The organism is Bacillus sp. SORGH_AS_0510, assembly GCF_030818775.1.
Classification (GTDB): domain Bacteria; phylum Bacillota; class Bacilli; order Bacillales; family Cytobacillaceae; genus Neobacillus.
On the sequence record NZ_JAUTAU010000001.1, the window covers coordinates 2,488,176 to 2,509,264 of the forward strand.

The 21,089-nt window shown below is 36.9% G+C and carries 23 protein-coding genes and 1 pseudogene; 15 read left to right on the top strand and 9 right to left on the bottom strand.

Annotated features, from left to right (window positions below; translation table 11 throughout):
- Nucleotides 1-33: 33 nt before the first annotated feature.
- Genes QE429_RS12810 through QE429_RS12820 form a run of 3 tightly spaced genes read right to left on the bottom strand, consistent with a single transcriptional unit; the run spans nt 34 to nt 3,505 of the window.
- Nucleotides 34-1,044 (bottom strand): NAD-dependent epimerase, encoded by a 1,011-nt coding sequence (locus QE429_RS12810; RefSeq protein ID WP_307287409.1) that lies wholly within the window; start codon nt 1,042-1,044, stop codon nt 34-36.
- Nucleotides 1,041-2,441, bottom strand: a complete 1,401-nt coding sequence (locus tag QE429_RS12815) for a hypothetical protein (protein ID WP_307287410.1) — start codon at nt 2,439-2,441, stop codon at nt 1,041-1,043. Before QE429_RS12815 ends, QE429_RS12810 begins: the two co-directional genes overlap by 4 nt.
- 2 nt (nt 2,442-2,443) lie before the next feature.
- Nucleotides 2,444-3,505, bottom strand: a complete 1,062-nt coding sequence (locus QE429_RS12820) for a glycosyltransferase (protein WP_307287411.1) — start codon at nt 3,503-3,505, stop codon at nt 2,444-2,446.
- A 630-nt stretch (nt 3,506-4,135) separates the two neighbouring features.
- On the opposite strand from QE429_RS12820, the gene QE429_RS12825 reads away from it, so the two are divergent.
- The 11 genes from QE429_RS12825 to QE429_RS12875 all read left to right on the top strand — a co-directional run bounded on the left by QE429_RS12825 (nt 4,136) and on the right by QE429_RS12875 (nt 12,633).
- Nucleotides 4,136-4,948: an ABC transporter substrate-binding protein gene (locus tag QE429_RS12825; RefSeq protein WP_307287413.1), complete on the top strand. Its 813-nt coding sequence runs from the start codon at nt 4,136-4,138 to the stop codon at nt 4,946-4,948.
- Nucleotides 4,949-4,959: 11 nt separating this feature from the next.
- Nucleotides 4,960-5,616, top strand: a complete 657-nt coding sequence (locus QE429_RS12830; RefSeq protein WP_307287415.1) for an amino acid ABC transporter permease — start codon at nt 4,960-4,962, stop codon at nt 5,614-5,616.
- A gap of 56 nt (nt 5,617-5,672) precedes the next feature.
- Entirely contained in the window at nt 5,673-6,395 is a 723-nt protein-coding gene (locus tag QE429_RS12835; RefSeq protein ID WP_307290802.1) for an amino acid ABC transporter ATP-binding protein, read from the top strand.
- Nucleotides 6,396-6,436: 41 nt separating this feature from the next.
- Complete coding sequence (locus QE429_RS12840; RefSeq protein WP_307287416.1) at nt 6,437-7,708, top strand: NAD(P)/FAD-dependent oxidoreductase; 1,272 nt, start codon at nt 6,437-6,439, stop codon at nt 7,706-7,708.
- Nucleotides 7,701-7,979 (top strand): (2Fe-2S)-binding protein, encoded by a 279-nt coding sequence (locus tag QE429_RS12845; RefSeq protein ID WP_307287417.1) that lies wholly within the window; start codon nt 7,701-7,703, stop codon nt 7,977-7,979. Before QE429_RS12840 ends, QE429_RS12845 begins: the two co-directional genes overlap by 8 nt.
- Nucleotides 7,976-8,263, top strand: coding sequence for a (2Fe-2S)-binding protein (locus QE429_RS12850; RefSeq protein WP_307287418.1), 288 nt, complete (start codon nt 7,976-7,978; stop codon nt 8,261-8,263). Before QE429_RS12845 ends, QE429_RS12850 begins: the two co-directional genes overlap by 4 nt.
- A 27-nt stretch (nt 8,264-8,290) precedes the next feature.
- On the top strand, nt 8,291-9,514 hold the full coding sequence (locus tag QE429_RS12855; protein ID WP_307287419.1) for an NAD(P)/FAD-dependent oxidoreductase: 1,224 nt from the start codon (nt 8,291-8,293) through the stop codon (nt 9,512-9,514).
- Between the two features lie 75 nt (nt 9,515-9,589).
- A complete protein-coding gene (locus tag QE429_RS12860; RefSeq protein WP_307287420.1) occupies nt 9,590-9,937 on the top strand; it encodes a DUF3870 domain-containing protein in 348 nt (115 codons plus the stop codon).
- 166 nt (nt 9,938-10,103) lie between these two features.
- Nucleotides 10,104-10,766, top strand: a complete 663-nt coding sequence (locus tag QE429_RS12865) for a CoA transferase subunit A (RefSeq protein ID WP_307287422.1) — start codon at nt 10,104-10,106, stop codon at nt 10,764-10,766.
- Nucleotides 10,763-11,437 (top strand): 3-oxoacid CoA-transferase subunit B, encoded by a 675-nt coding sequence (locus QE429_RS12870; protein WP_307287424.1) that lies wholly within the window; start codon nt 10,763-10,765, stop codon nt 11,435-11,437. Before QE429_RS12865 ends, QE429_RS12870 begins: the two co-directional genes overlap by 4 nt.
- Complete coding sequence (locus QE429_RS12875) at nt 11,437-12,633, top strand: thiolase family protein (RefSeq protein ID WP_307287425.1); 1,197 nt, start codon at nt 11,437-11,439, stop codon at nt 12,631-12,633. The genes QE429_RS12870 and QE429_RS12875 overlap by 1 nt, the downstream gene beginning before the upstream one ends.
- A 244-nt stretch (nt 12,634-12,877) precedes the next feature.
- On the opposite strand, the gene QE429_RS12880 is transcribed toward QE429_RS12875, so the two are convergent.
- Nucleotides 12,878-13,078, bottom strand: coding sequence for a hypothetical protein (locus QE429_RS12880; RefSeq protein WP_307287426.1), 201 nt, complete (start codon nt 13,076-13,078; stop codon nt 12,878-12,880).
- Between the two features lie 197 nt (nt 13,079-13,275).
- Nucleotides 13,276-13,981: pseudogene (locus QE429_RS24545) on the bottom strand (DUF421 domain-containing protein).
- Between the two features lie 155 nt (nt 13,982-14,136).
- Here QE429_RS24545 and QE429_RS12895 point away from each other — a divergent pair.
- Nucleotides 14,137-15,186: an LLM class flavin-dependent oxidoreductase gene (locus tag QE429_RS12895; RefSeq protein ID WP_307287431.1), complete on the top strand. Its 1,050-nt coding sequence runs from the start codon at nt 14,137-14,139 to the stop codon at nt 15,184-15,186.
- Between the two features lie 141 nt (nt 15,187-15,327).
- Here the strand turns inward: QE429_RS12895 and QE429_RS12900 are convergent, their stop codons facing one another.
- From QE429_RS12900 to QE429_RS12910, 3 genes are all read right to left on the bottom strand, one after another.
- Entirely contained in the window at nt 15,328-15,855 is a 528-nt protein-coding gene (locus QE429_RS12900; protein WP_307287432.1) for a GNAT family N-acetyltransferase, read from the bottom strand.
- Nucleotides 15,856-15,994: 139 nt separating this feature from the next.
- Complete coding sequence (gene sleB, locus QE429_RS12905) at nt 15,995-16,711, bottom strand: spore cortex-lytic enzyme (RefSeq protein ID WP_307287433.1); 717 nt, start codon at nt 16,709-16,711, stop codon at nt 15,995-15,997.
- A 142-nt stretch (nt 16,712-16,853) separates the two neighbouring features.
- Nucleotides 16,854-17,636, bottom strand: coding sequence for a Cof-type HAD-IIB family hydrolase (locus QE429_RS12910; protein ID WP_307287434.1), 783 nt, complete (start codon nt 17,634-17,636; stop codon nt 16,854-16,856).
- 226 nt (nt 17,637-17,862) lie between these two features.
- Here QE429_RS12910 and QE429_RS12915 point away from each other — a divergent pair, with 226 nt between their 5' ends.
- A complete protein-coding gene (locus QE429_RS12915) occupies nt 17,863-18,879 on the top strand; it encodes an NADP-dependent oxidoreductase (protein WP_307287436.1) in 1,017 nt (338 codons plus the stop codon).
- Nucleotides 18,880-18,940: 61 nt separating this feature from the next.
- Here QE429_RS12915 and QE429_RS12920 read toward each other — a convergent pair whose 3' ends face one another.
- Nucleotides 18,941-19,147 carry a hypothetical protein gene (locus QE429_RS12920; RefSeq protein WP_307287437.1) on the bottom strand — a complete coding sequence of 69 codons (207 nt, stop codon included), beginning with the start codon at nt 19,145-19,147 and terminating at the stop codon, nt 18,941-18,943.
- A 226-nt stretch (nt 19,148-19,373) separates the two neighbouring features.
- Between QE429_RS12920 and QE429_RS12925 the strand changes: the two genes are divergently transcribed.
- Together QE429_RS12925 and QE429_RS12930 are read left to right on the top strand one after the other, a co-directional pair.
- Nucleotides 19,374-19,706 carry a nuclear transport factor 2 family protein gene (locus QE429_RS12925; RefSeq protein WP_307287439.1) on the top strand — a complete coding sequence of 111 codons (333 nt, stop codon included), beginning with the start codon at nt 19,374-19,376 and terminating at the stop codon, nt 19,704-19,706.
- Between the two features lie 170 nt (nt 19,707-19,876).
- Nucleotides 19,877-21,046, top strand: a complete 1,170-nt coding sequence (locus tag QE429_RS12930; protein ID WP_307287442.1) for a DUF3800 domain-containing protein — start codon at nt 19,877-19,879, stop codon at nt 21,044-21,046.
- The last annotated feature ends 43 nt before the right edge of the window (nt 21,047-21,089 follow it).

Consider the following 21,089-nt stretch of genomic DNA (forward strand, 5'->3'; position numbering starts at 1 on the left):
TTTCATTCTCGGTTTTTTACTATATAAGCATATTTATTCTTTTAGATGATATTCCTTATACCATTCAACGAACTGCTCCAACCCTTTTTCCAGCGGGGTAGAGGGTGAGAATCCGACATCTTTCTGCAAGCTACAAATATCAGCGTAGGTTACTTTTACGTCTCCTGGTTCTATGGGCAAAAATTCAACCTTTGCCTTTTTTCCTATAAGCTTCTCTAATATCTGAACAAATTTCAATAAATTCACTGGATTATTGTTGCCAATGTTATATATTCGGTAGGGGGCATAGCTGGAGCTTGGGTCAGGATTGTTTCTATCCCAATAGATATTGGGTTTAGGAGGATGATCAATAAGTCTAATCATCCCTTCAACAATATCATCAATAAAAGTAAAGTCTCTACTCATGTCACCTTGATTAAACACCTTAATTGGCTTTCCTTCGAAAATGTTTTTGGTAAAAGAGTAATATGCCATATCTGGTCTACCCCAAGGCCCGTATACTGTAAAAAAGCGGAGCCCAGTTGTAGGGATATTATATAAATGGCTATACGTATGTGCCATTAATTCATTAGCTTTTTTTGTAGCAGCATACATACTAATAGGATGGTCAACGGAGTCTTTCGGTGAGAAAGGAATATTTGTATTGGCACCATAAACGGAACTTGACGAGGCATAAATTAAATGGTCTACCGGGTAGTCTCTGCAAGCCTCTAATACATTTAAGAAACCCATGAGATTGGATTGAACATATGCATGAGGGTTCTTAAGGCTATACCGAACTCCGGCTTGAGCTGCTAAGTTAAAAACAATTCGGATAGAATGTTCTGCAAGTAGTTGTTTTAATGATGCCAGGTCTCCTAAGTCCATTTTATAGAATGTAAAATTGGGATGATTCTCTAATAATTTGATTCGCTTTTTCTTTAAATCCACATCATAATATTCATTTAGATTATCTAGCCCAATAACATGATAATTTTCAGTCAACAAACGTTTAGAGAGATGAAACCCAATAAATCCTGCCGCTCCTGTCACTAAAATATTCATTTTCTTCGATCCGAGCCCTTTTTACTTTTCAAATCCTTTTTATGCTCTTGTCCCTTTTTTCGTTCATGATCTTTTTTTCGATTCGAATCCTTTTTTTGACTAGACACTTTTTTATGATCATGGTCTTTCTTTTTATTGTTCTCCTTTTTACGATCATGCCCTTTTTTGCGATCGTGTACTTTTTTACTGCTCCGAGTTTTCTTTGAATTACTTAAATTATCGTTAGTGCCTTGTTCATTTATTAGTGGGATAGGTGACTTTGTCCATTCCTCATGTGTTTTTGGGTCCATTTCTTTTACTTGTTCGAGAAATGAATCCAAGAAACCTCTTTCATGAAGGTTTTGAAATAACTCAATAGGTCTTTCTTGTACTCTTGAGAATGAGTACACATGATCGACTAATTTAAATCCATTATTAGTTACAATAATATGCCTAAGTGGGGCATCGATTTGTTTAAAACCATTCTTTTTCATGGTGGTTAAAATGTCAAGTAGTCTTCTAGCTATGTCATTTGAAAGACTAGATTGCTTTTTTAGAAAAGTGTTTAAATCAGGCCCTACTAGATATTCCATTAAGACATAATTGGAACCTGTTTCGTACACTTTGGGAATGAACGGTAATTTTTGATTAGACATTAGTACCTCTTTTTCTTGCTTTGCATGTTCAGGTTTTCCGTAAATTTTTACACATTTATCTTCAGCAACACGGTATACAGCTCCTTGGTGCCCTGAACCAATTAGTGTTTGGGTTACGGAACTTTCGACTTTAACCCCTTTACCTGATCCACCTGAATAAACAGGAATGTTCTTGTAGTCAAAACTGTTTTCGTTGAAGTATTTTTGCCATGTTTCAAAAGTTTCCGGCTCTAGCTTTTTCACTTGGGATAAAAATGATTCTTTTAACAAGATAATATTTAAATCTCGCAATAATTTTAGTGGAATTGGGTGATTTCGTTTGAAGGCATTTACATGATCAATCAATTTCAGTTCTTCATTTTCAAGGACGAAAATATGTCTTAAAGGTGCATCTAGCATCGTAAATTTAGTCTTTTTCATTTCTCTTAACACATCAAGAAGTTTTTTGGTGATGGATTCAGGAATATACGTACAGTTTCTAAGGTATTCTTTCAACGTTGGGGCATTAAAGTACTCCATTTCGATAAAGTTTGAACCTGTTTTAAATACTCTAGGAAAAAAGGATAAATGTTGTCCGGCTTTAAGAGCTTCTGCTTCCATCTTTGCTTGCAAAGGATCTGTGTATATTTTTACACACTTTTCTTCTGAAATTTTGAAAACAGCACCTTGAGCACCCATTCCGATTAGTGGATAGTCTGTTGGGTTATCAATTTCTAAAGTTTTCAATCCTTTTGTTACTTTTATTGATTTATAATCTGCCATTACTATCCTCCTATCAGTAGTTCATCATAATATTTTGCTTGTAAAAGTAGCTGCTGTTTAGAGTCAAAGAGGGTTTCAACTTTTTTACGTGCAGCTATTGTATAGGTTTCCCATAGTTGTCTATTGGTGAGCATAAACTCAAGGCCAGCGGCTAGCTCCTCCACATTATTTTCCTTTACTAAGAATCCTTCTTGCTTATGTGTGATTAGTTCTGGAATGCCTGCGTGGAAAGTGGAGAGTACTGGTACACCGAGTGCCATTGCTTCCTTTAATGTATTCGGAATACCTTCTACATCTCCATTAGCCGCTTCTAAACTAGCAGCGCAGAATAGATCTGCATTTGACATATACTCTCTAACTTTGTCTTTATGAAGCTGATTTAATAAACGAAATGAATCCCCCAGTTTTAGTTGCTCGCTTAAAGAAATAAGTTCTTCCTGTAGTTCTCCTCCTCCAATAATGGTTAAAGTAGCACTAGGAAATTTATCTTTTATTTTTTGAAAGGCTTTTAGTAAAATATGATGTCCCTTTTTTTCTACTAATCTACCTACAGAAAGTATATTTTGTGAACCCTCAGGACTCGGTGGACGGTAATGGTATTTACTGAGGTCAACCCCTCCGTACAACACCCTGATTTTTTCTGGAGGACATCCCCAGGCAATGATCCGATCAGCTAAATATTGGCAAACTGGAAAAAAACGCTCTCCTTGATTAAAAAGCATCTTCATATTTTCTAAGTAACCGACAGGCTGATTTGCTAGGGTTGCATCTCGGCCTCGAATACTGGTGACTAAAGGGAGGTTTGTTGCTTCCTTAAAAGGAAGGAGCAAAATACCCAGTTGGCCGTGGTGTGCATGTAAAAGTGAGATATCATTTTTTTTAATGTAATCTTTTGGGGAAAAAATTTCATTGAGATAATGGACTTTTTTATTTAAGAGAGAAATGTCGGTCATGTATTTGGGTTGACGAACCAGATGAATGTAATCATATCCTGGGACCTCACGTATTTGTGAAATATATTGAGTCGGATCTACTCTTAAATTTAAATGTAGAGCTTTTGGCAAATATGTCGTCTCCTTTCAATATCATCTATAGACTTTCGAGCCGGCTTCATCATAGGTTATTCAATGTTGAAAGAAGAGGCTTGGACAAATCTCACGAAAAGTATGGTATTTTTATTGGTAAATAATTAAATGAAGCGTGTAAATTGAAAATGGGGGAGCAGGAATAACACATTGGGATTAAATTGGAGATTTGTTTATGTTAAGATCCTGTTAAGTTAGAGGAAGAAGCACACATTAATTTTTTCCAAGAATAAAATGGGTTTACAACATGCTTATAAGAATCATAATTTTTATACATAGATACATTAATTAATATAATATTCTGAAATTTTGTTGACGGGTTCACTCAAACTATTTATAATATTCACTAATAGAAAATATCAATAACTTACAAATTGATAATTTGTACATAATCAAGGTCAGGTAATAATGCTGTGAAAAGATAACCTCTTTTCATGTTCCATTAAACCGTACAACCGTGATTACGTCGAATGAGCTCATGGATTGTCATGTTCATTTTACGTTTTCATGTCTTGTCCGGTTTTTTATTTTTATCTTGGTTACACTTCTTAGAACTCTTACAAGTTAAGTGTTCTAGAATTCTATAAAAATATATGAGGAGGAAACAATTTGAAAAAGTATTTATTCATTTTAATTACCATGATTTTTATGCTCGCTGGTTGTGGAACGAGTAATGAAAGTTCAGGCTCAGTTGAAAAGTCCAAGAAAAATCAAGAGGATACTGGAATACTAGCAAAAATTAAAGAAGATGGCGTAATCGATATTGGGATTGAGGGAGTATATCCTCCTTTTAACTACTTTGACAAGGATAATAAGTTAATAGGGTTTGATGTAGATATAGCAAATGAAATAACCAAAAGAATGGGCGTAAAGCCAAATTATGTTCCTACCCCTTGGGATACCATTATTGGTGGATTGCTTACTAAAAAATATGACATCATCTTATCTAGTATGGCCATCACAGATGAAAGAAAACAAAAGGTAGATTTTACAGAACCATATTATCATACAGGAGCTCAATTATTTATCAATAAGGATAATAAAGGTATAAAGGACCCTGAAAAAGACATCAAAGGAAAGAAAATAGGAGTGGCAATTGGAACAACATTTGAAGAAAAAGCTACAGAACTAGGTGCAAATGTAACCACATATAAAAGCGATCTATTAACATTTCAAGATCTAGCTAATAAACGTGTTGATGGTGTACTGACAGATAAAGCTGTGGGATCGCGTTTAATAAAGGAACAAAATTATCCATTCAAACCAGTAGGAGATATGCTTCTAAAAGATGCTGCAGGGATTGCCTTAAATAAAAACGAAGAAGCATTAAAGGCTGAAATCAATAAACATCTTAAAGCCATGATGGAAGATGGAACATATGCAGAAATTAGTAAGAAATGGTTTGGTGAGGATATTCGTTAAGGGGAGATTTGATGCTTGATTTTAGTTTAGTAACAAAATTTATTCCATTTATGCTCAAGGCAACAATCGTTACATTAGAACTTTCAGTCGTATCCATTTTAATTGGTTTAATCTTGGGTCTTTTCATTGCATTAATGAAAATTTCACCAATAAAAGTTTTGTCACTCTTTGCTGACTTTTATCTATGGATTATTCGCGGCACTCCAATGCTTGTCCAGTTATTTATTGTCTACTTTGGTTTACCGCAAATAGGGATAGAGCTTTCACCTTTTGTATCCTCCGTCATTGCTTTAGGAATTAACTCGGCAGCGTATATTGCTGAGATATACCGAGGTGGTATTCAATCGATACCAAGAGGGCAGGTAGAAGCAGCAGAGTCTCTTGGTATGAAATATCCAACGATTATGAAGAAAATTATTCTTCCTCAGGCTATTCGAGTTAGTGTCCCATCACTTGGAAATCAGGCTATCATGATGTTAAAAGATTCTTCTTTAGCTTCATTAGTCACTGTATCTGAACTAATGATGGTTTCACAACGATTTGCCTCGACAAATTTTGCTTTTATTGAATTTTATGTTGCTGCTGCTGGGTTTTACCTGATTATGACGACACTTTTCACCTTTATTTTAAATAAAGTGGAAGTTCGACTAAGCATTAGTGATCGCTAGGAGGAAAAAGAGTGGAAGCCCTAAACATGCAAAAAGAAATTGAAACTGCGCAACCAATTATTTCAGTTGAAAATCTTCATAAGAGTTTCGATAAATTAGAGGTGTTAAAAGGAGTAAACCTGCAAGTATATAAAGGAGAAGTGATTGCATTGATTGGGGCAAGTGGTTCTGGTAAAAGTACCTTGCTCCGTTGTTTAAATCGACTCGAAACGATTAATAATGGAAAAGTCATTATTGATGAAATTACACTGAATAATTCTGACAAGAATATTAGTAAAATTAGGCAGGAAGTAGGAATGGTGTTTCAGCAATTTAATCTCTTCCCACATATGACTGTTCTAGAAAATGTAACAGTAGGTCCAGTTGAGGTACTAAAAAAGAATGTATCTGAGGCTGAAGCTGAAGGAATCAAACTTTTAGAAAAGGTTGGGTTACTGGATAAGAAGGATGTGTATCCTAAGAAGCTTTCTGGAGGACAGCAACAACGCGTTGCAATTGCAAGAGCTTTAGCGATGAATCCTAAAATCATGCTATTTGATGAGCCAACATCGGCCTTAGACCCTGAATTGGTTGGCGAGGTTTTACACGTCATGAAGCAATTAGCATTAGAAGGAATGACGATGGTTGTCGTTACTCATGAAATTGGATTTGCCAAGGAGGTATCTGATCGTGTTATTTTTATGCACAATGGGGTTATTGAGGAAGAAGGCAAAGCACTTGAAGTCTTAAATAATCCTAAAAGCGAGAGGCTTAGTTCTTTTCTAAGATTAGTTAAATAATAGAGCTTTTCATCCAAAATGAATACAAAGGGCGTTAAAATATGGACCAAGAGATGAACCGGCTTAGTTTACTTTCATTGCAGGTTGAAAAAGAATCAATAGGTAGTGCCTTATACGCTAAGGAGATCTATGAACAATTAAAAGAATATTTATCAGCTCCTACAATAATCACCGCTAAAAAGAAGACAATTACAATAATTGGCGGTGGCATTATAGGCCTCATGGCTGCGTACTTCCTTCAAAAAAGTGGATTTGGTGTAACGATTCTAGAACGAAAATCGTTTGGTGCTGCAGCATCTGGAAGGAACGGTGGAGGAGTATTGGCGTTAGGGCGTGAGCTTAGAGAGGTTCCCTTTGCTCGTTTAGCAATTGAGATCTGGAATGCGCTCGAACTTGAAGGGATTGATACTAAATTTGTCCGTTCAGGTAATGTGATGTTTGCTAGAAATGAAATAGAGAAGCAGCAACTACTCCAAGCACATGACCTTTATCATGCTTCGGGATTAAAAGTAAAGATCCTCTCAAGTAATGAATTGAAAACCATTTTACCTGAAATAGACTCTCAAATTACAATGGGGCTATTTAGTGAGGCTGATGCGCAAAGTTATCCGTTTACTACGATTAAAAGTCTCATTTCCTATCTCAGAAAAAATGGTGCACAAGTAATAGATCATTGCGACGTTTTAGAATTTAAAACCAAACAACATGAAATAGAATGCGTTGTTACACGTCATAGGGATTATCAATCCGACGCCTACCTTTTCTGTGCAGGTCCATGGACCACAGAGCTTTGCAAAAAATTAAATGAAGAGATACCCGTTTTACCAAGACGTTCTCAGATTCTTGTAACTGAGATTATGAAAAAGAGAAATATTCATCCATTTGTTGCGGGTAATTCCATTTACCTCAGACAATCTCATGCAGGTAATATCCTTTTTGGTGGGGGAGGGCCTTGGGAGACCAATGGATATGATGTATCTAATACTAACTTTGCAATTGAATTTCTAACTAAGAGATTCATTGAAATTTTTCCAGGCTATAGGAATATGCAATTAATCAGGGCTTTTGCTGGGACAGTTGAGCTAACAAAAGATCATCTCCCTTATTTTGGAAGGATCAATTCTTGGGACAATGCCTTCATATCTGCAGGGTATAACGGTCATGGTTACGGAATGTCTGCTGTAATGGGGAAATTAATGGCAAAAAGTTTATCAAACTATCTAGCTGGAAAGGTAAATCCTATTGAAACATCTATATTGTCTACCTTTTCAGTGTCACGGTTTGGGCAAAAGGCAGGGAATCAATATGTTTAACCATTCTTACATGGTGTGTCGTTGTGAGGAAGTACCTTTAGAAAGCTTGAAAGCAGCAATAAATGAAGGAGCAAGTACTGTACAGGAATTAAAAATGGCTACCCGTGCAGGAATGGGTATTTGTCAAGGTAGGATTTGCAGAACAGCATTGGAATGCTTATTTTCCAATCATAAGAAGGGGGTTTTAGAACATCCAAGTATGTTAACCATTCATCAGCCTACCCGTCCTGTTTCACTTTCTCAAATTGTTGCAAGGGAGATGCAAAGGTGAGAATTGACCATCCATTGATCGGAAAAAAGGCAAGAAAGACAGTCTCATTCTCTTTCAATAATAATGTTTATAAAGGCATGGAAGGAGATACGATTGGTGTCGCCTTGTGGGCAAACGGAGTGAAAATATTACGACATAGTGAAAAAAATAACGAGCCTAGAGGAATGTACTGTGGGATTGGCCAATGCTATGAATGTAGAATCTACCGTCAAGATATAGGGTTAGTTAAGGCCTGTACGACTCTTATTCAAGAAGGAGAAGAATATTATTCATATCACGATTAAGAGAACGGCCTTATGGAGGAGGGTGTGATGAAAACTGATGTAGTGGTTGTTGGTGCTGGGCCTGCTGGATTATCGGCCGCAATTGAAATGGGAAAAAGAGGGGTTAAAGTCGTTGTTATTGATGATCATCCAACACCGGGGGGGAAATTAATAGGTCAACATCACGAAGAAGGAAACGCGAAGAAATGGTGGAAAGGTAAGGAGCATGCAGATGATTTAATTCAGAGGGCCCGTTCAGTTAATGTACAAATTTTATCAGGAAAACAAGTTTGGGGATTGGAAATTGGGTGGAAGGTATATGTGTCGGATCTTACAAGAAATGAAGATGCCTTAATCATCAGGTCACAATGTCTTTTGCTTGCAACGGGAGCAGTCGAAAAACCGATTCCCCTACCTGGTTGGACACTCCCGGGGGTCATTTCAATCGGTGCTGCACAGGTAATGACAAATGTTTATGGCGTTTTACCAGGAAAAAGAGTAATTGTGGCTGGGATAGATATTTTATCATTAACCATCGCAAGGTCAATGAAACTTGCAGGAGCTGATGTAGTTGGTATCTATATGCTTCCTAACAACCCTTTCTCTCCATATGCATCGCCTACATCTCAATTAAAGGCATTAAAGGATTTAACCCTCCATGCTCCTTCAGCATGGATAAGAGGTAGTGGAAAACTATTAAAATCTAAAACTGGAAGAAAGTTAGCTGCTCGTTTTTATCCGCCGATGGGCATAAAAATGTGGGGAATACCAATCTTTTTGCGACAATCTCTACATGAAATCATTGGTCAGACAGAAGTGGAGAGTGTTTCTATCGCAAAGATAGATATAAACGGCAAACCTACTGAAAAGGCGGTTAACATTACAGTTGATTGTGTTTGTTTGTCTGGTGGATTAACACCACTTAATGAGTTGGCAGCTACAGCAGGATGCAAATTTGTGCATTTAGATGGGTTATCGGGTGTTGTCCCGCTACATAATAGGGAACTACAAACAAATGTACCCAATCTGTTTGTAGCTGGGAATATTACAGGGATTGAAAGTGCCAAGGTAGCAATGGCACAAGGCCGACTGGCTGGATTGTCAATTTGTAAACGATTAAATGCAGGGGCTGTCACCGTAGCGGAAATAGAAGCAAGTATAAGCGATGTTGAGTGTACTAGAGCTACTACAGATGTCCAATTTCATCCAAAAGTTATTGAAGCAAGAGCGGAATTAGAAAGATTATGGAAGGAAAATGAAGTATTTTCTTAAAAGATAAGCTATTGACAAGTATCCTTCTACTTACTATAATTATTCTGAATCTTTGTTATTATCGGAAAATAATTATTGTTTTTAGGAGGGGTTGTTATTAATCAATTAGATACAGTGATTGTTACGGGTTACGCAAAAGCCCCTCAAGGGACATCCATGCATGAATTATATAAACATGCGGGAATTGTTCTAGAAATTAACCATCAGAGTCACACTATAGAAAATGCGGATTTCACTTTTGTGACTGGTCTAACTAAAGGATTTTTTGAAAGAATTCTCATAGGATATTGTTTGAAAGATGGGATTGATCCTTTAGTTCAAACGATTAAAGACCATTATTTTGCTCCTTCCCAACAGGCCATCATTGTTGCACTGCAATCGGCAGTACAAAGATATTGGGATCAAATCAATAATAAAAACTAGATTAGTTTTAATAAAGTGAGAGATTTTCCTCTCTCATGGTCTTATTAAAGCTGAGCAAATTTGAAAGGCTACGGAAATGTACAACATTTTAGTAGCTTATTAGAATATTGCTCAGCTTTTTGTTTTTCTTAATGAATAAGTAGAAAATAATTTTGGGGGATTGAGAATGAATAAACTAATTTCTGCAATGGAAGCAGCAGCAATTATTAAAGATGGAAATAGGGTTATGGTTGGAGGATTTGGATTAGTGGGTTGTCCATTATCCATATTGCGTTCGTTACAACAGTCAGGAACAACAAACTTAGAAATAATCAGTAATAATCTTGGAGAGCCTGGCAAAGGGCTTGGCGTGCTTGTAAAGGAAAATAGAATTAGAAAAGGGATAGGTTCGTATTTTACTAGTAATCCAGATGTTGTCAAAGCCTACCAAATGGGAGATTTAGAGATTGAACTGCTGCCACAAGGTACTCTGTCGGAAGCGATTCGTGCTGGTGGAGCTGGAATTGCAGCCTTTTATACACCAGTGGGTGCTGGTACTGAGATTACAAAAGGAAAAGAAGAGAGAGAGATTGAAGGCAAGAAATATATTTTGCAGTCGTCATTAAAGGCTGACATAGCCATAATAAAAGCACATAAAGCAGATGAATTAGGTAATTTAGTTTATACAAAATCAGCTAGAAATTTTAATCCCATTATGGCAACTGCTGCTAAGGTAGTGATTGCTGAAGTAGATCAAATTGTGAAGACAGGAGAGTTATCACCTGAGGAAATTGTAACACCGCATCTCTTCGTGGATTATCTCGTCATAAAGGAGGAAGAAATCGTATGAGTAATAAACACATGATTGCGAAAAGGGCAGGTCTAGCTTTAGAAGATGGTGACATTGTTAATCTAGGCATTGGAATACCAACATTGGTAGCTGATTATGTCCCGGAGGGGATAAAAGTCTATCTACACTCAGAGAATGGGATCTTAGGTGTTGGACCAACACCTCAACCGGATGAAGTTGATAAAAACCTGGTGAATGCTGGGAAACTCCCTGTTACCGTTGAACAAGGAGCCTCTTTCTTTGACAGTGCCTCATCTTTTGCGATGATTCGTGGTGGCCATATTGATGTGTCTATTTTAGGTGTCCTTCAGGTTGATGAAAATGGCAGGGTAGCGAACTGGGCTGTTCCTGGTAAAAGTGTTTTAGGGGTGGGTGGAGCAATGGACTTGTTAGAGGGTTCCAGAAAGGTCATTGTCACCACTTTACACACAACTAAAGAAGGGGAATCCAAAATAGTAAAAGATTTACAGTACCCAGTTACTTCACTTAGAAAAGTAGACCTAATCATAACTGAACTGGGAGTTTTCGAGGTGGATGAAGAAGGATTAGTCTTAATTGAATTATCAACCGGTCAAACAATTGAATCTGTTAAATCAAAGACAGACGCGCGGTTCAGGGTTGGGTTGAGCTGTGAGGAAATTTTAGAGAATAATAGGAGAGTGAAACAATAATGGTCGTTATTGTAAGCGCGCTTAGGACAGCAGTCGGAAAATTTGGTGGTGCGCTTTCGACTGTGCCACCAGAAGATTTTCTAGCTACTGTAATGAATAATAATTTGTCTTCTATTGGTTATAATTCTTCTATTGTAGATGAAGTAATCATAGGTCAAACTAAACAGAGTGCCGAAACACCTAATATCGCCAGGGTTGCAGCATTAAAAGCCAGATTTCCTGAAAATGTGACTGGGCATACGGTACAAATGCAATGCGGTTCAGGTCTTCAAGCTGTTATTAATGGAGTTATGTCCATAAAGACAGGTCAATCAGAGGTGGTTTTAGCAGGCGGAGTAGAAAGTATGTCTCAAGCACCCTATTACTTAGTTGGAAATAGGAAGGGATTAAAACCAGGGGATTTAACACTATTTGATTCCAATATCCGCAGCCAACCATGCTCCCAGCCTCAAGATGTCTATGGTACGTTTAATATGGGCCAAACAGCTGAATGGTTAGCAGAAAAATTCGAGATTTCCAGAGAAGAACAAGATCACTTTGCACTTGATAGTCAAGAAAAAGCACTAAGGGCGTTGGAGAGTGAGCGTTTTTCAGCTGAAATTGTGCCAATAAGTGTTCCCATTGGCAAGGGTGAAAGCATGTTCTTCGCAGTTGATGAGCACCCAAGAAGAACATCTCTAGAAAAATTATCCACTCTTATGCCTGCCTTTAAAGAAGGGGGCACAGTAACAGCAGGTAATTCGTCCGGCCGGAATGACGGGGCAGCGGTCTTAATGCTGATGAGTGAAGAAAAAGCGGAAAAATTGGGCCTGACACCACTAGCTACAGTTAAATCTTGGGCCGTGTCTGGTGTGTCTCCTAAAGAGATGGGCCTAGGTCCAGTTTCTGCCAGTGAGAAAGCTTTAGAAAAAGCAGAATTAACGATAGAAGATATAGATCTCATTGAATTAAATGAAGCATTTGCTGCACAAGCAATTGCATGTCTAAAACATTGGCCTGAGCTAGACCAAAAAAAGGTGAATGTTAATGGCGGGGGGATTGCTTTAGGTCATCCACTTGGTTGTTCAGGCGCAAGAATTCTTGTTACCCTTCTTCATGAATTGCAAAAGTCCAAGTTAACTTACGGACTGGCAACCTTATGTATTGCAGGGGGCCAAGGCATCGCGATGGTAGTGGAACGTTGGAGAGAAAGGTAGAAATTAAAGAAGCAGTAAATAATTAACTATAAAAATATTATGTAAACCAATAATGGAGAAATTTCACTTTAATGATTAATGAATGACATTTCAGATTGATTGAGTAAGAGATTTGGGGTTCATTGGCATGGTGAAAGACATTTTGATCGATAATGTTTGAGGTTTGTCCTTCATCAGTGCGATGAAGGACATTTTTTATAAAAATTCATTGTATTTTGGCTTCCAGAGCAATGACAGGGGTTCTTTAACTCATTTTTAGCTTCATCCCAAAAGTTAAGATTTCGTAATCATTCTTTAGGACATACCCATAATTTTTTGTATGGTCGATAACGATATCTCCATCAAGATATGCTTGTACTTCTGGGCTAACAAGGATAGTGATCTCCTCAAATAGATACACTTCATCATGTTCTACCTGCTCATCCTGAGCAAGTTCATACACCATTGTGCTGCTTCAACCACTAGTTTGCTGAGCAATAATCCTAACAGAAGTTTTCTCAGGGAAAACCATTTTTAAATGTAGATATGCGTTTTTGGTTAAATTAATTTTCAATATGATCACCTCTTACTATTACATTCCCTTTCAAATTTGGTTCTAATCGTGAAAAACCATACTTAACAAAATAGTAAATGTTAGTAGAACTACTTATATAAAAACACCTTAAAGTTCTCATTCTTATCCACAGTTGCCAGTAAGACGTTTTTGATATCAGTGTGATAAAAGTTTTCTAATTTAGATATAACCCAGTCTTCGTCCTTTTGTATTTGCAGTAATTCATTAGAATTTATTTTACCTTCTTTTATAATCGTTCTTGCTAAATCGAATGGTTCTGTCATTATTTGCATAGTCGATGGTGTAATGGGTTGGTATTTAGGATCTAGAAAAATGGATATTGTCCCATCTGCCTCCCAAAAAGCTAATGCCACGCTTTTGACATCTGCTACTTTTTCCTTACGTAATTCACCTAATAACAAATCTAAAGAAATCCTTGCCTTTTTAAGGCCTTTATATAAAATCTCTCCATCCTTTACGAGTGGGATTGGTGCACTGTTAATCACCATTCTTAACCAGGGCCATTTAAGTATGATGAATATACCTCCAAGATATAAAGTTACTAGTACAATGGTGGAAATGACGGACCCTTTTAACCCAAGGTGTTGGTCAGACAATGGATTGGGCAATAATGTTGCCAATAACTAGAGCGATTACAAAATCAAGCAGTCTTAATTGTGAGATGGCACGCTGTCCTAAAACTTTTCCAACGATGACCAAGAAGAAAAAACCAACAACAGCACGTAAAACCCATTCAATTGAGGTAAGTGATTCTTGGCTTTGAAAAAAATCCATTTAATGCACCCTTTTTTCAATATACTAAAACTTATTGTGTCTCTGTTATGTTTTTAATAACCTAAATTCAGTGCTAAAAAATAAAAATATTACTCGAAATGGTATATACTTACATAGTCTCAATGAGCAGAAGTGTAAAATAGGAGGAATGAACTTTGGAGATAGGAATTAGTACCTTTGTAGAAACCACACCGGACGTTCAGACCGGAGAAGTAATAAGTCATGCACAGAGAATACGTGAAGTAGTTGAAGAAATTGTTCTCGCCGACCAAATTGGATTGGATGTGTTTGGCGTCGGGGAGCATCATCGAAAGGATTATGCAGCTTCTTCTCCTGCAGTTGTTCTGGCTGCTGCAGCATCACAAACGAAGCGGATCCGATTAACAAGTGCCGTTACGGTACTTTCTTCTGCAGATCCGGTACGTGTATTTCAGGATTTTGCTACACTTGATGCCATTTCAAATGGACGAGCAGAAATCATGGCGGGCAGAGGTTCCTTCATTGAATCATTTCCACTGTTTGGTTACAATCTAAGGGATTATGATGAATTATTCGAGGAGAAAGTAGACCTCTTATTGAAATTACGCGAGTCAGAGAAAGTAACTTGGGAAGGGAGACATCGGCCAGCCATTAATAACCTGGGCGTGTATCCAAGACCTGTTCAAGACCCCCTCCCAGTATGGATTGGCAGTGGTGGAAACACGGAATCAGTTATTCGAGCAGGTGTTCTCGGCTTACCACTTGTATTAGCGATTATTGGAGGCAGTCCAGTTCGATTTGCTCCATTGGTTAAACTTTATAAGAGAGCTGCAGTACAAGCGGGGCACGATTTATCGAAACTTTCTGTTGCCTCACATTCACATGGTTTTATCGCTGAAACAACTCAACTAGCAGCAGATAAATTTTTCCCATCTACCCAGCAAGCTATGAATGTACTAGGTAGGGAGCGGGGATGGGGACATTACGACCAATCAAGCTTTGATGCAGCAAGAAGCTTTGAAGGGGCGTTGTACGTTGGTGATTCAGAAACAGTTGCTCAAAAAATCATCCACCTTCGAAAGAATGTTGGAATCACACGGTTTTTCCTTCATGTTCCTGTAGGTACCATGCCTCATGACGAGGTCATGAGAGCTATCGAGCTGTTGGGTAAAGAGGTAGCGCCTCGAGTTCGGAAGGAAATCGCTGAATGGGAAAAAACACAATAGTCTAGCATATCCTATTTACCTGCTAGCTATCTAATAGCAATTGTAATCATATTGTTAGGTCCTAAAATGTATAGTAAAAACAAAAAAGCTTGTAGAATGAAGTCCATAGGGACGGATTTTACAAGCTATTGATATTGTTTATTAAGTGTTTTTTAAAACAGTAATAAATCCACCGAGTATTTGGTGACTTATTTTGAAACCTTTACCTTGATAGAACTTTAAGGCTTCATCGTTCCCGTTTGATACAAAAATAAACAAGTCATCAATTGACGGAAATGAACGTAACCATTCTTTCGATTTTTCGAATAAGACAGAACCAACGCCCAGGCTACGATAACCTTCCTTTATATAAAACTGAGAAAGACAACCGACATCTTCATTTTTTACAGAAGCAAGGTCAAAAAAGGTAGCAAAATCATTTGAATAGGTTTCCTTAGACGAAATGTTGCTATACACATATCCCACAATTTCATCATTATCCTTTGCTACTACTATGTAATTATATTTGGCACTTTTTACAGAAGGGATCATTCTAGTTTCAAAATTCATGTTATCAAAAAGTTCTGGGTGTAGCGTTGCTTTTGATTTTTGATAAGCCATTAATTCATTTACAAGATCCTTAAGACAATTAATATTATCATTAGAAATTACTTCGTATTGGATAGCCATAAATAATTTTCCTTTCTAGAGTTTAATAACATGATATTTATTAGTAATTAAAAGTATATGATAAGTCATTACTAATTCCAATTTATAATAAAAAGCTGTCATATACAATGAATGGATTCGTTGTATATGACAGCTATATTTATTTGCAAAATATGTGTTTCCCAATTTTTTTGATCTGGGGTCGACTCCAGATCCAGCTGCTTGTCGCAGTAGCGGGGTTAAAATAATAAAGAGCTCCTCCACTTGGATCCCATCCATTTATAGCATCAAGAACAGCCTTTTTTGCTGTTTCATTTGGTGTTAAATTTATTTGTCCATCCGCAACAGCTGTGAAGGCTCCGGGTTCATATATGACCCCTGCGACTGTATTAGGGAAAGATACACTTTGGACCCTATTAAGGATAACGGCGGCTACAGCGACTTGTCCTTCATATGGTTCTCCACGTGATTCCCCGTAAACCGCGTTTGCCATTAATTGAATTTCATTTTGTGAATAACCGTTTGGGACATTTGAGCTATTAACTGAATTTCCTTTTTGTTCATATTTTGACGATCTCACCAGCATTTCTTTCGTTTTGGTCCCTACCACTCCATCAACAGGGAGTCCAAATTTGTCTTGAAAATTCCTGACTGCCCAGTATGTATCCCAACCAAACACACCATCTATCTTACTTTTATAAAATCCATTATATGTAAGTCGTGATTGCAATTCAATTACATCTTCTCCCACAGCCCCTCGCTGTAAGACTTGATTTGAAAATGCTTGTACTACTTTACTTTGGTCACCATTGTTTAATACGATTACAGCTAAAAAGGTTAAAATTAGCGGTATTTTTAAGGAATTAATCAATTGCACAACCTAACCTCCCAACCACTTAAATAACTATAATTTATATACTTGCATCTTTTTCCCTTTTTTATGTAAAGCTAAAAAAAGGGAGATTACCTTGTTTCAGGTAATCTCCCTTTTAATTAATAATTATCTAAGGCAAAGGTGCTTAGATTAATCCAAGTCTTTCTAGACCATATCGTACACCGTCTTCTTCGGCTGAGAGTGTAACCATATTGGCCACTTTTTTCAATTCATCGCGACCAGACCCCATAGCTACACCCATTCCTACTAAGGAAAGCATTTCAATATCATTTAGACCATCTCCAAATGCAACGGCTTCGTCAGGTGCTATGCCAAGCTTTTCTAATAGTTTAGTTATACCTACAGCTTTGTTTGAGTTGGACAAATTAACGTCACAGGTTCTAGCGCCTGAGCTCCATCTTCTGAAATCTAACTCTGGTACATTGGTTTGATAATGGAGCTCCTCCTCCAAATCGCAATGTAGGAACAATTGATATATGTCTTCATCTGTCCAAAATTGAGCAGGTGCAAGCTCTGGCTTCCATGGGTCATGTTGATACGCTTCAATCACGTATGGGTGGCTTAGATTTGTGGACTTAAAGCTTGAGCCGCTTAAGAAAGTGAGTGGATGCTGAAAATCATTTGATAATAGATGTACTTTCTCTAATATGTGTTTATCAATAGCGCTCTTGTATATTTCTTTCCCTTCATGATAAGCAAATGATCCATTAAAAAAGACCATAGATTCTACTCCGGTTTCTTGAATTACGGACTCTGAAAAATAGGGTGCTCTCCCCGTAGCGATGATAACCGGTATCTTTTTTTCCCTCAACAGTTGGATCGCATCCTTTGTCGCATGACTCAGTTTTGTTTTTCCATGAGGAAGGATGGTTCCGTCAATATCTAAGATGACTAACTTGTAATTCATAAACTCTCTCCTAAAATGTATTCTAAGTGGTTACCCAAAGTATAAGCACAGTATAACACATCGATCTTCAATCACTTAAAAGAAGGCTTTAGGTAAGAGTATAACTTAGTTTGAAAAAATTAACTCACGAAAAAATAAAGCAGGGAAATAAGAGTTCAAAATCGAACTTGTAAACAAAGCAACCAGCGGCAGTTACATGATGTATTTTAATGAATGGAGTGGTTGGATGAGCAAGAATATCAATCGAAAAATATTATTAGCTAGTCGGCCGAAGGGAATGCCAGATGCAAGCAATTTCGAATTAATTGAGTGCGAAATTCCAGAAATTAGTGAGGGAGAGGTACTCATCCGTACTCATTATCTATCAGTTGATCCTTATATGCGGGGAAGAATGTCGGATGCAAAATCCTACGCGAAACCTTATGAGGTGGGAGAACCATTTATTGGAGGCATGGTTGGAGAAATCGTTGTATCTAAAAATCCAAGGTTTCAAGAGGGGCAATTTGTGGAAGGGCGTCTTGAGTGGGCTGAATACAATGTGTCAGATGGTAGTACCATCCGTAAGGTTAATCCTGAATTAGCACCGATTACCACGGCCCTCCATGTTCTAGGAATGCCTGGGTTAACTGCCTATTTTGGTTTAATGTTCATTGGACAGCCGAAGGAAGGGGAAACAGTTGTTGTTTCAGGTGCATCGGGAGCAGTTGGAACAATTGTTGGCCAAATTGCGAAGTTAAATGGCTGCCGTGTTGTAGGAATTGCAGGAGCAGATGATAAATGTAAATTTTTAAAAGAAGAATTAGGCTTCGATGCTGCTATTAACTATAAAACAGAAGAAAATCTCCGCAAAGCATTGAAGGAAGCTTGTCCTTCAGGAGTCGATGTTTATTTCGATAATGTTGGAGGTAGAGTAAGCGATGCAGTTATGACATTGATTAATTTTCAGTCTCGGACAGCCATTTGCGGACAAATTTCGCAGTATAATTTAGAAAAGCCGGAGATAGGACCAAGAGTAGCGGGACAATTACTGACAACTAGTTCATTGATGAAAGGCTTTATTGTATCTGATTATGCAGACCATAATAGGGAAGGATTAATTCAGTTATCACAATGGGTAAAAGAAGGTAAGATTCAATACCGCGAGAACATTGTTGAAGGCTTTGAAAATACAGTTGAAGCCTTTTTAGGACTTTTCCGAGGGGATAACATTGGAAAACAGCTAGTGAAAGTTGCAGAGGATTAAAGGAATAATGAAAAGTTAATAAGGGCACGGTAAAACCTTGCCCTTTATTATTCTGTTCTGTTTACTTTTTGATTGGTGGATTGTTTATGTCTACATGAAACGGAAGAGAGTTATCTGCTTTATCATTTCCATAGAACTGTTCCTGGATTTCGTTATTTACCATATCTTCCTCAGAACCCTCTGAAGCGTAGCTCCTAGACCCAAAGTCATAAAATAATTGATCCATTTGTTGATTTGCTTCAACTGCCTCATTTTTGCTTTCTTTCACATTTAAACGCCCCTTTTAATCATTTGCCTATATTTTTCCCATTCTGTGCTAAAAGTACAAGCATGTAGAAGAAAGTTTTTAATAATGGTAAGGATAATGCTTTATGAATTACTTGTAAACTATCCTTCATAATCGATACTGAGATACCATTCTAGAGTGAAAAGGTTTACAATCGACACTCACACTTTTAATATTAAATCAATAAAAAGTAATGGAGTGGAAGCTTATGACGATTGAACAGGTTGTTCAACAACAAATTGAATACTACAACAAACAGGATATTGAAGGGTTTGCAAGTACGTATGCAGAAAATATTACGGTTTACACATTTCCGGATAACACTATAACTTTGAGTGGAAAACAAGAATTGATTGAAAGGTATACAGAAACATTCAAAAAGAAGAATTTCGCGGATATAAAAAATCGTTCCATTGTCGGCAACAAAGTAATAGATTGGGAAATTGCAACCAGCGGGCTTACAGGAGAAAGTACAAGCTTAATGGCCATTTATGAAATAGAGAACAATTTAATATCAAAGGTTTGGTTTATACGAGAGTAGAACTTCCATGAAGGAAGTTCTTTTTTTATAGAATCACATAACGTTAATCCTTTAAAGTGATGGGGGACAGGCACCAAATCCTATTACAGATAAAATATCATTTTTTAGAGGGTTAAAGTAGATTATGTTGAATTTGTATATAAAAGTAAAAATTTGTGAGGTGGGAGAACTTGGACGAGATTCAATATGGATTTTTAGATGAATTTGGGGATTATCGTTTTGATTTTGATAAAAGCGATGTTTCAACCCACTTTATTATTGTTGCCATTCTTGTAAAAGATTCTAATAAAGCTAGTTTAGAGCAAGAAATGGATAGGATAAGACAAGCCTATGTTCAAACTGAGGATCTAACTTCTAGAAGTTTCGACAATGACCTTACTCAAAGAATGCAAATTTTGAATGAAATTAAGGATTTACCTTTTAGTATATACGCCTATGTAATTGATAAGCGTAAAATAAGAGAAGACAGCGGCATCATGTCTAAAACTTCATACTTAAAATATGTTAATAAAATGGTCTATAGGGACCTGAACATAACATTTGAACAGCTTGATCTGGTGGCAGACGACCGAGATGAAAAATTATTCTTACGAGAATTTAAAAATTATATAAGAACGAAGAGTATACCGGATTTATTTAATCATTCGACATTTGGTTTCAACAATAGTAAATCGAATATTCTTCTTCTGTTGGCAGATTTAATTGCTGGAACCTTGGCAAAAGGCTATGATCTTACCCACCAATATGACCAGTATCGTTCATTTTTCAAAATCATAAAAAAAAGAATAGCAGCAATTAATCTATTACCTCTCGATTATAAAGACTTTCTTCAGGATACTAAATCAACACATCAGGACTCTAGATACAATGACGTTATCATCCAACATTCGGTAAATTTAACCTATCAATATATTGAAAAGCATCGAAAAAACGAGGAAGAGGAAGAAAAGCTTCGAATTGACTTTCTTAAGTTTCTTTTATTTAATTTAAAGGAAAATCCTGATGAATATGTGTATACGGAAGAAATTTTAGATAATTTAAATGCCATAAGGGACTTAAAACTAAATCCTCATAACTTTCGCTCATCGGTGGTGTCTAAACTCCGTGATAGTGGTCTTTTAATTGCGAGCAGCAATAAAGGCTATAAATTACCTGCTTGCTTAAACGATTTATATGATTTTGTAAATCTATCAAGCCTAACAATCCACCCAATGATTCAAAGAATATCAAAGTGTAGGGATCAAATTCTTCTAGCAACCAATAATGAAATCGACATACTTGGGCAAAAGGGATATGGTTATCTGAAAAAGATTATTGAATTGGAAAAGTTAGAAATTTAATATTAAGTAGAGCTCAAATAGGCAAGAATAAAAAAGTGAAATT

What these genes read in the sequence shown, in the direction of transcription:
- QE429_RS12925 (WP_307287439.1), top strand. Translation starts at nt 19,374, where the DNA reads ATGACGATTGAACAGGTTGTTCAACAACAAATTGAATACTACAACAAA.
- QE429_RS12840 (WP_307287416.1), top strand. Translation starts at nt 6,437, where the DNA reads ATGGACCAAGAGATGAACCGGCTTAGTTTACTTTCATTGCAGGTTGAA.
- QE429_RS12865 (WP_307287422.1), top strand. Translation starts at nt 10,104, where the DNA reads ATGAATAAACTAATTTCTGCAATGGAAGCAGCAGCAATTATTAAAGAT.
- QE429_RS12870 (WP_307287424.1), top strand. Translation starts at nt 10,763, where the DNA reads ATGAGTAATAAACACATGATTGCGAAAAGGGCAGGTCTAGCTTTAGAA.
- QE429_RS12845 (WP_307287417.1), top strand. Translation starts at nt 7,701, where the DNA reads ATGTTTAACCATTCTTACATGGTGTGTCGTTGTGAGGAAGTACCTTTA.
- QE429_RS12915 (WP_307287436.1), top strand. Translation starts at nt 17,863, where the DNA reads ATGAGCAAGAATATCAATCGAAAAATATTATTAGCTAGTCGGCCGAAG.
- QE429_RS12880 (WP_307287426.1), bottom strand. Translation starts at nt 13,078, where the DNA reads ATGGTGTATGAACTTGCTCAGGATGAGCAGGTAGAACATGATGAAGTG.
- QE429_RS12855 (WP_307287419.1), top strand. Translation starts at nt 8,291, where the DNA reads ATGAAAACTGATGTAGTGGTTGTTGGTGCTGGGCCTGCTGGATTATCG.
- QE429_RS12830 (WP_307287415.1), top strand. Translation starts at nt 4,960, where the DNA reads ATGCTTGATTTTAGTTTAGTAACAAAATTTATTCCATTTATGCTCAAG.
- QE429_RS12815 (WP_307287410.1), bottom strand. Translation starts at nt 2,441, where the DNA reads ATGGCAGATTATAAATCAATAAAAGTAACAAAAGGATTGAAAACTTTA.
- QE429_RS12810 (WP_307287409.1), bottom strand. Translation starts at nt 1,044, where the DNA reads ATGAATATTTTAGTGACAGGAGCGGCAGGATTTATTGGGTTTCATCTC.
- QE429_RS12875 (WP_307287425.1), top strand. Translation starts at nt 11,437, where the DNA reads ATGGTCGTTATTGTAAGCGCGCTTAGGACAGCAGTCGGAAAATTTGGT.
- QE429_RS12900 (WP_307287432.1), bottom strand. Translation starts at nt 15,855, where the DNA reads ATGGCTATCCAATACGAAGTAATTTCTAATGATAATATTAATTGTCTT.
- QE429_RS12910 (WP_307287434.1), bottom strand. Translation starts at nt 17,636, where the DNA reads ATGAATTACAAGTTAGTCATCTTAGATATTGACGGAACCATCCTTCCT.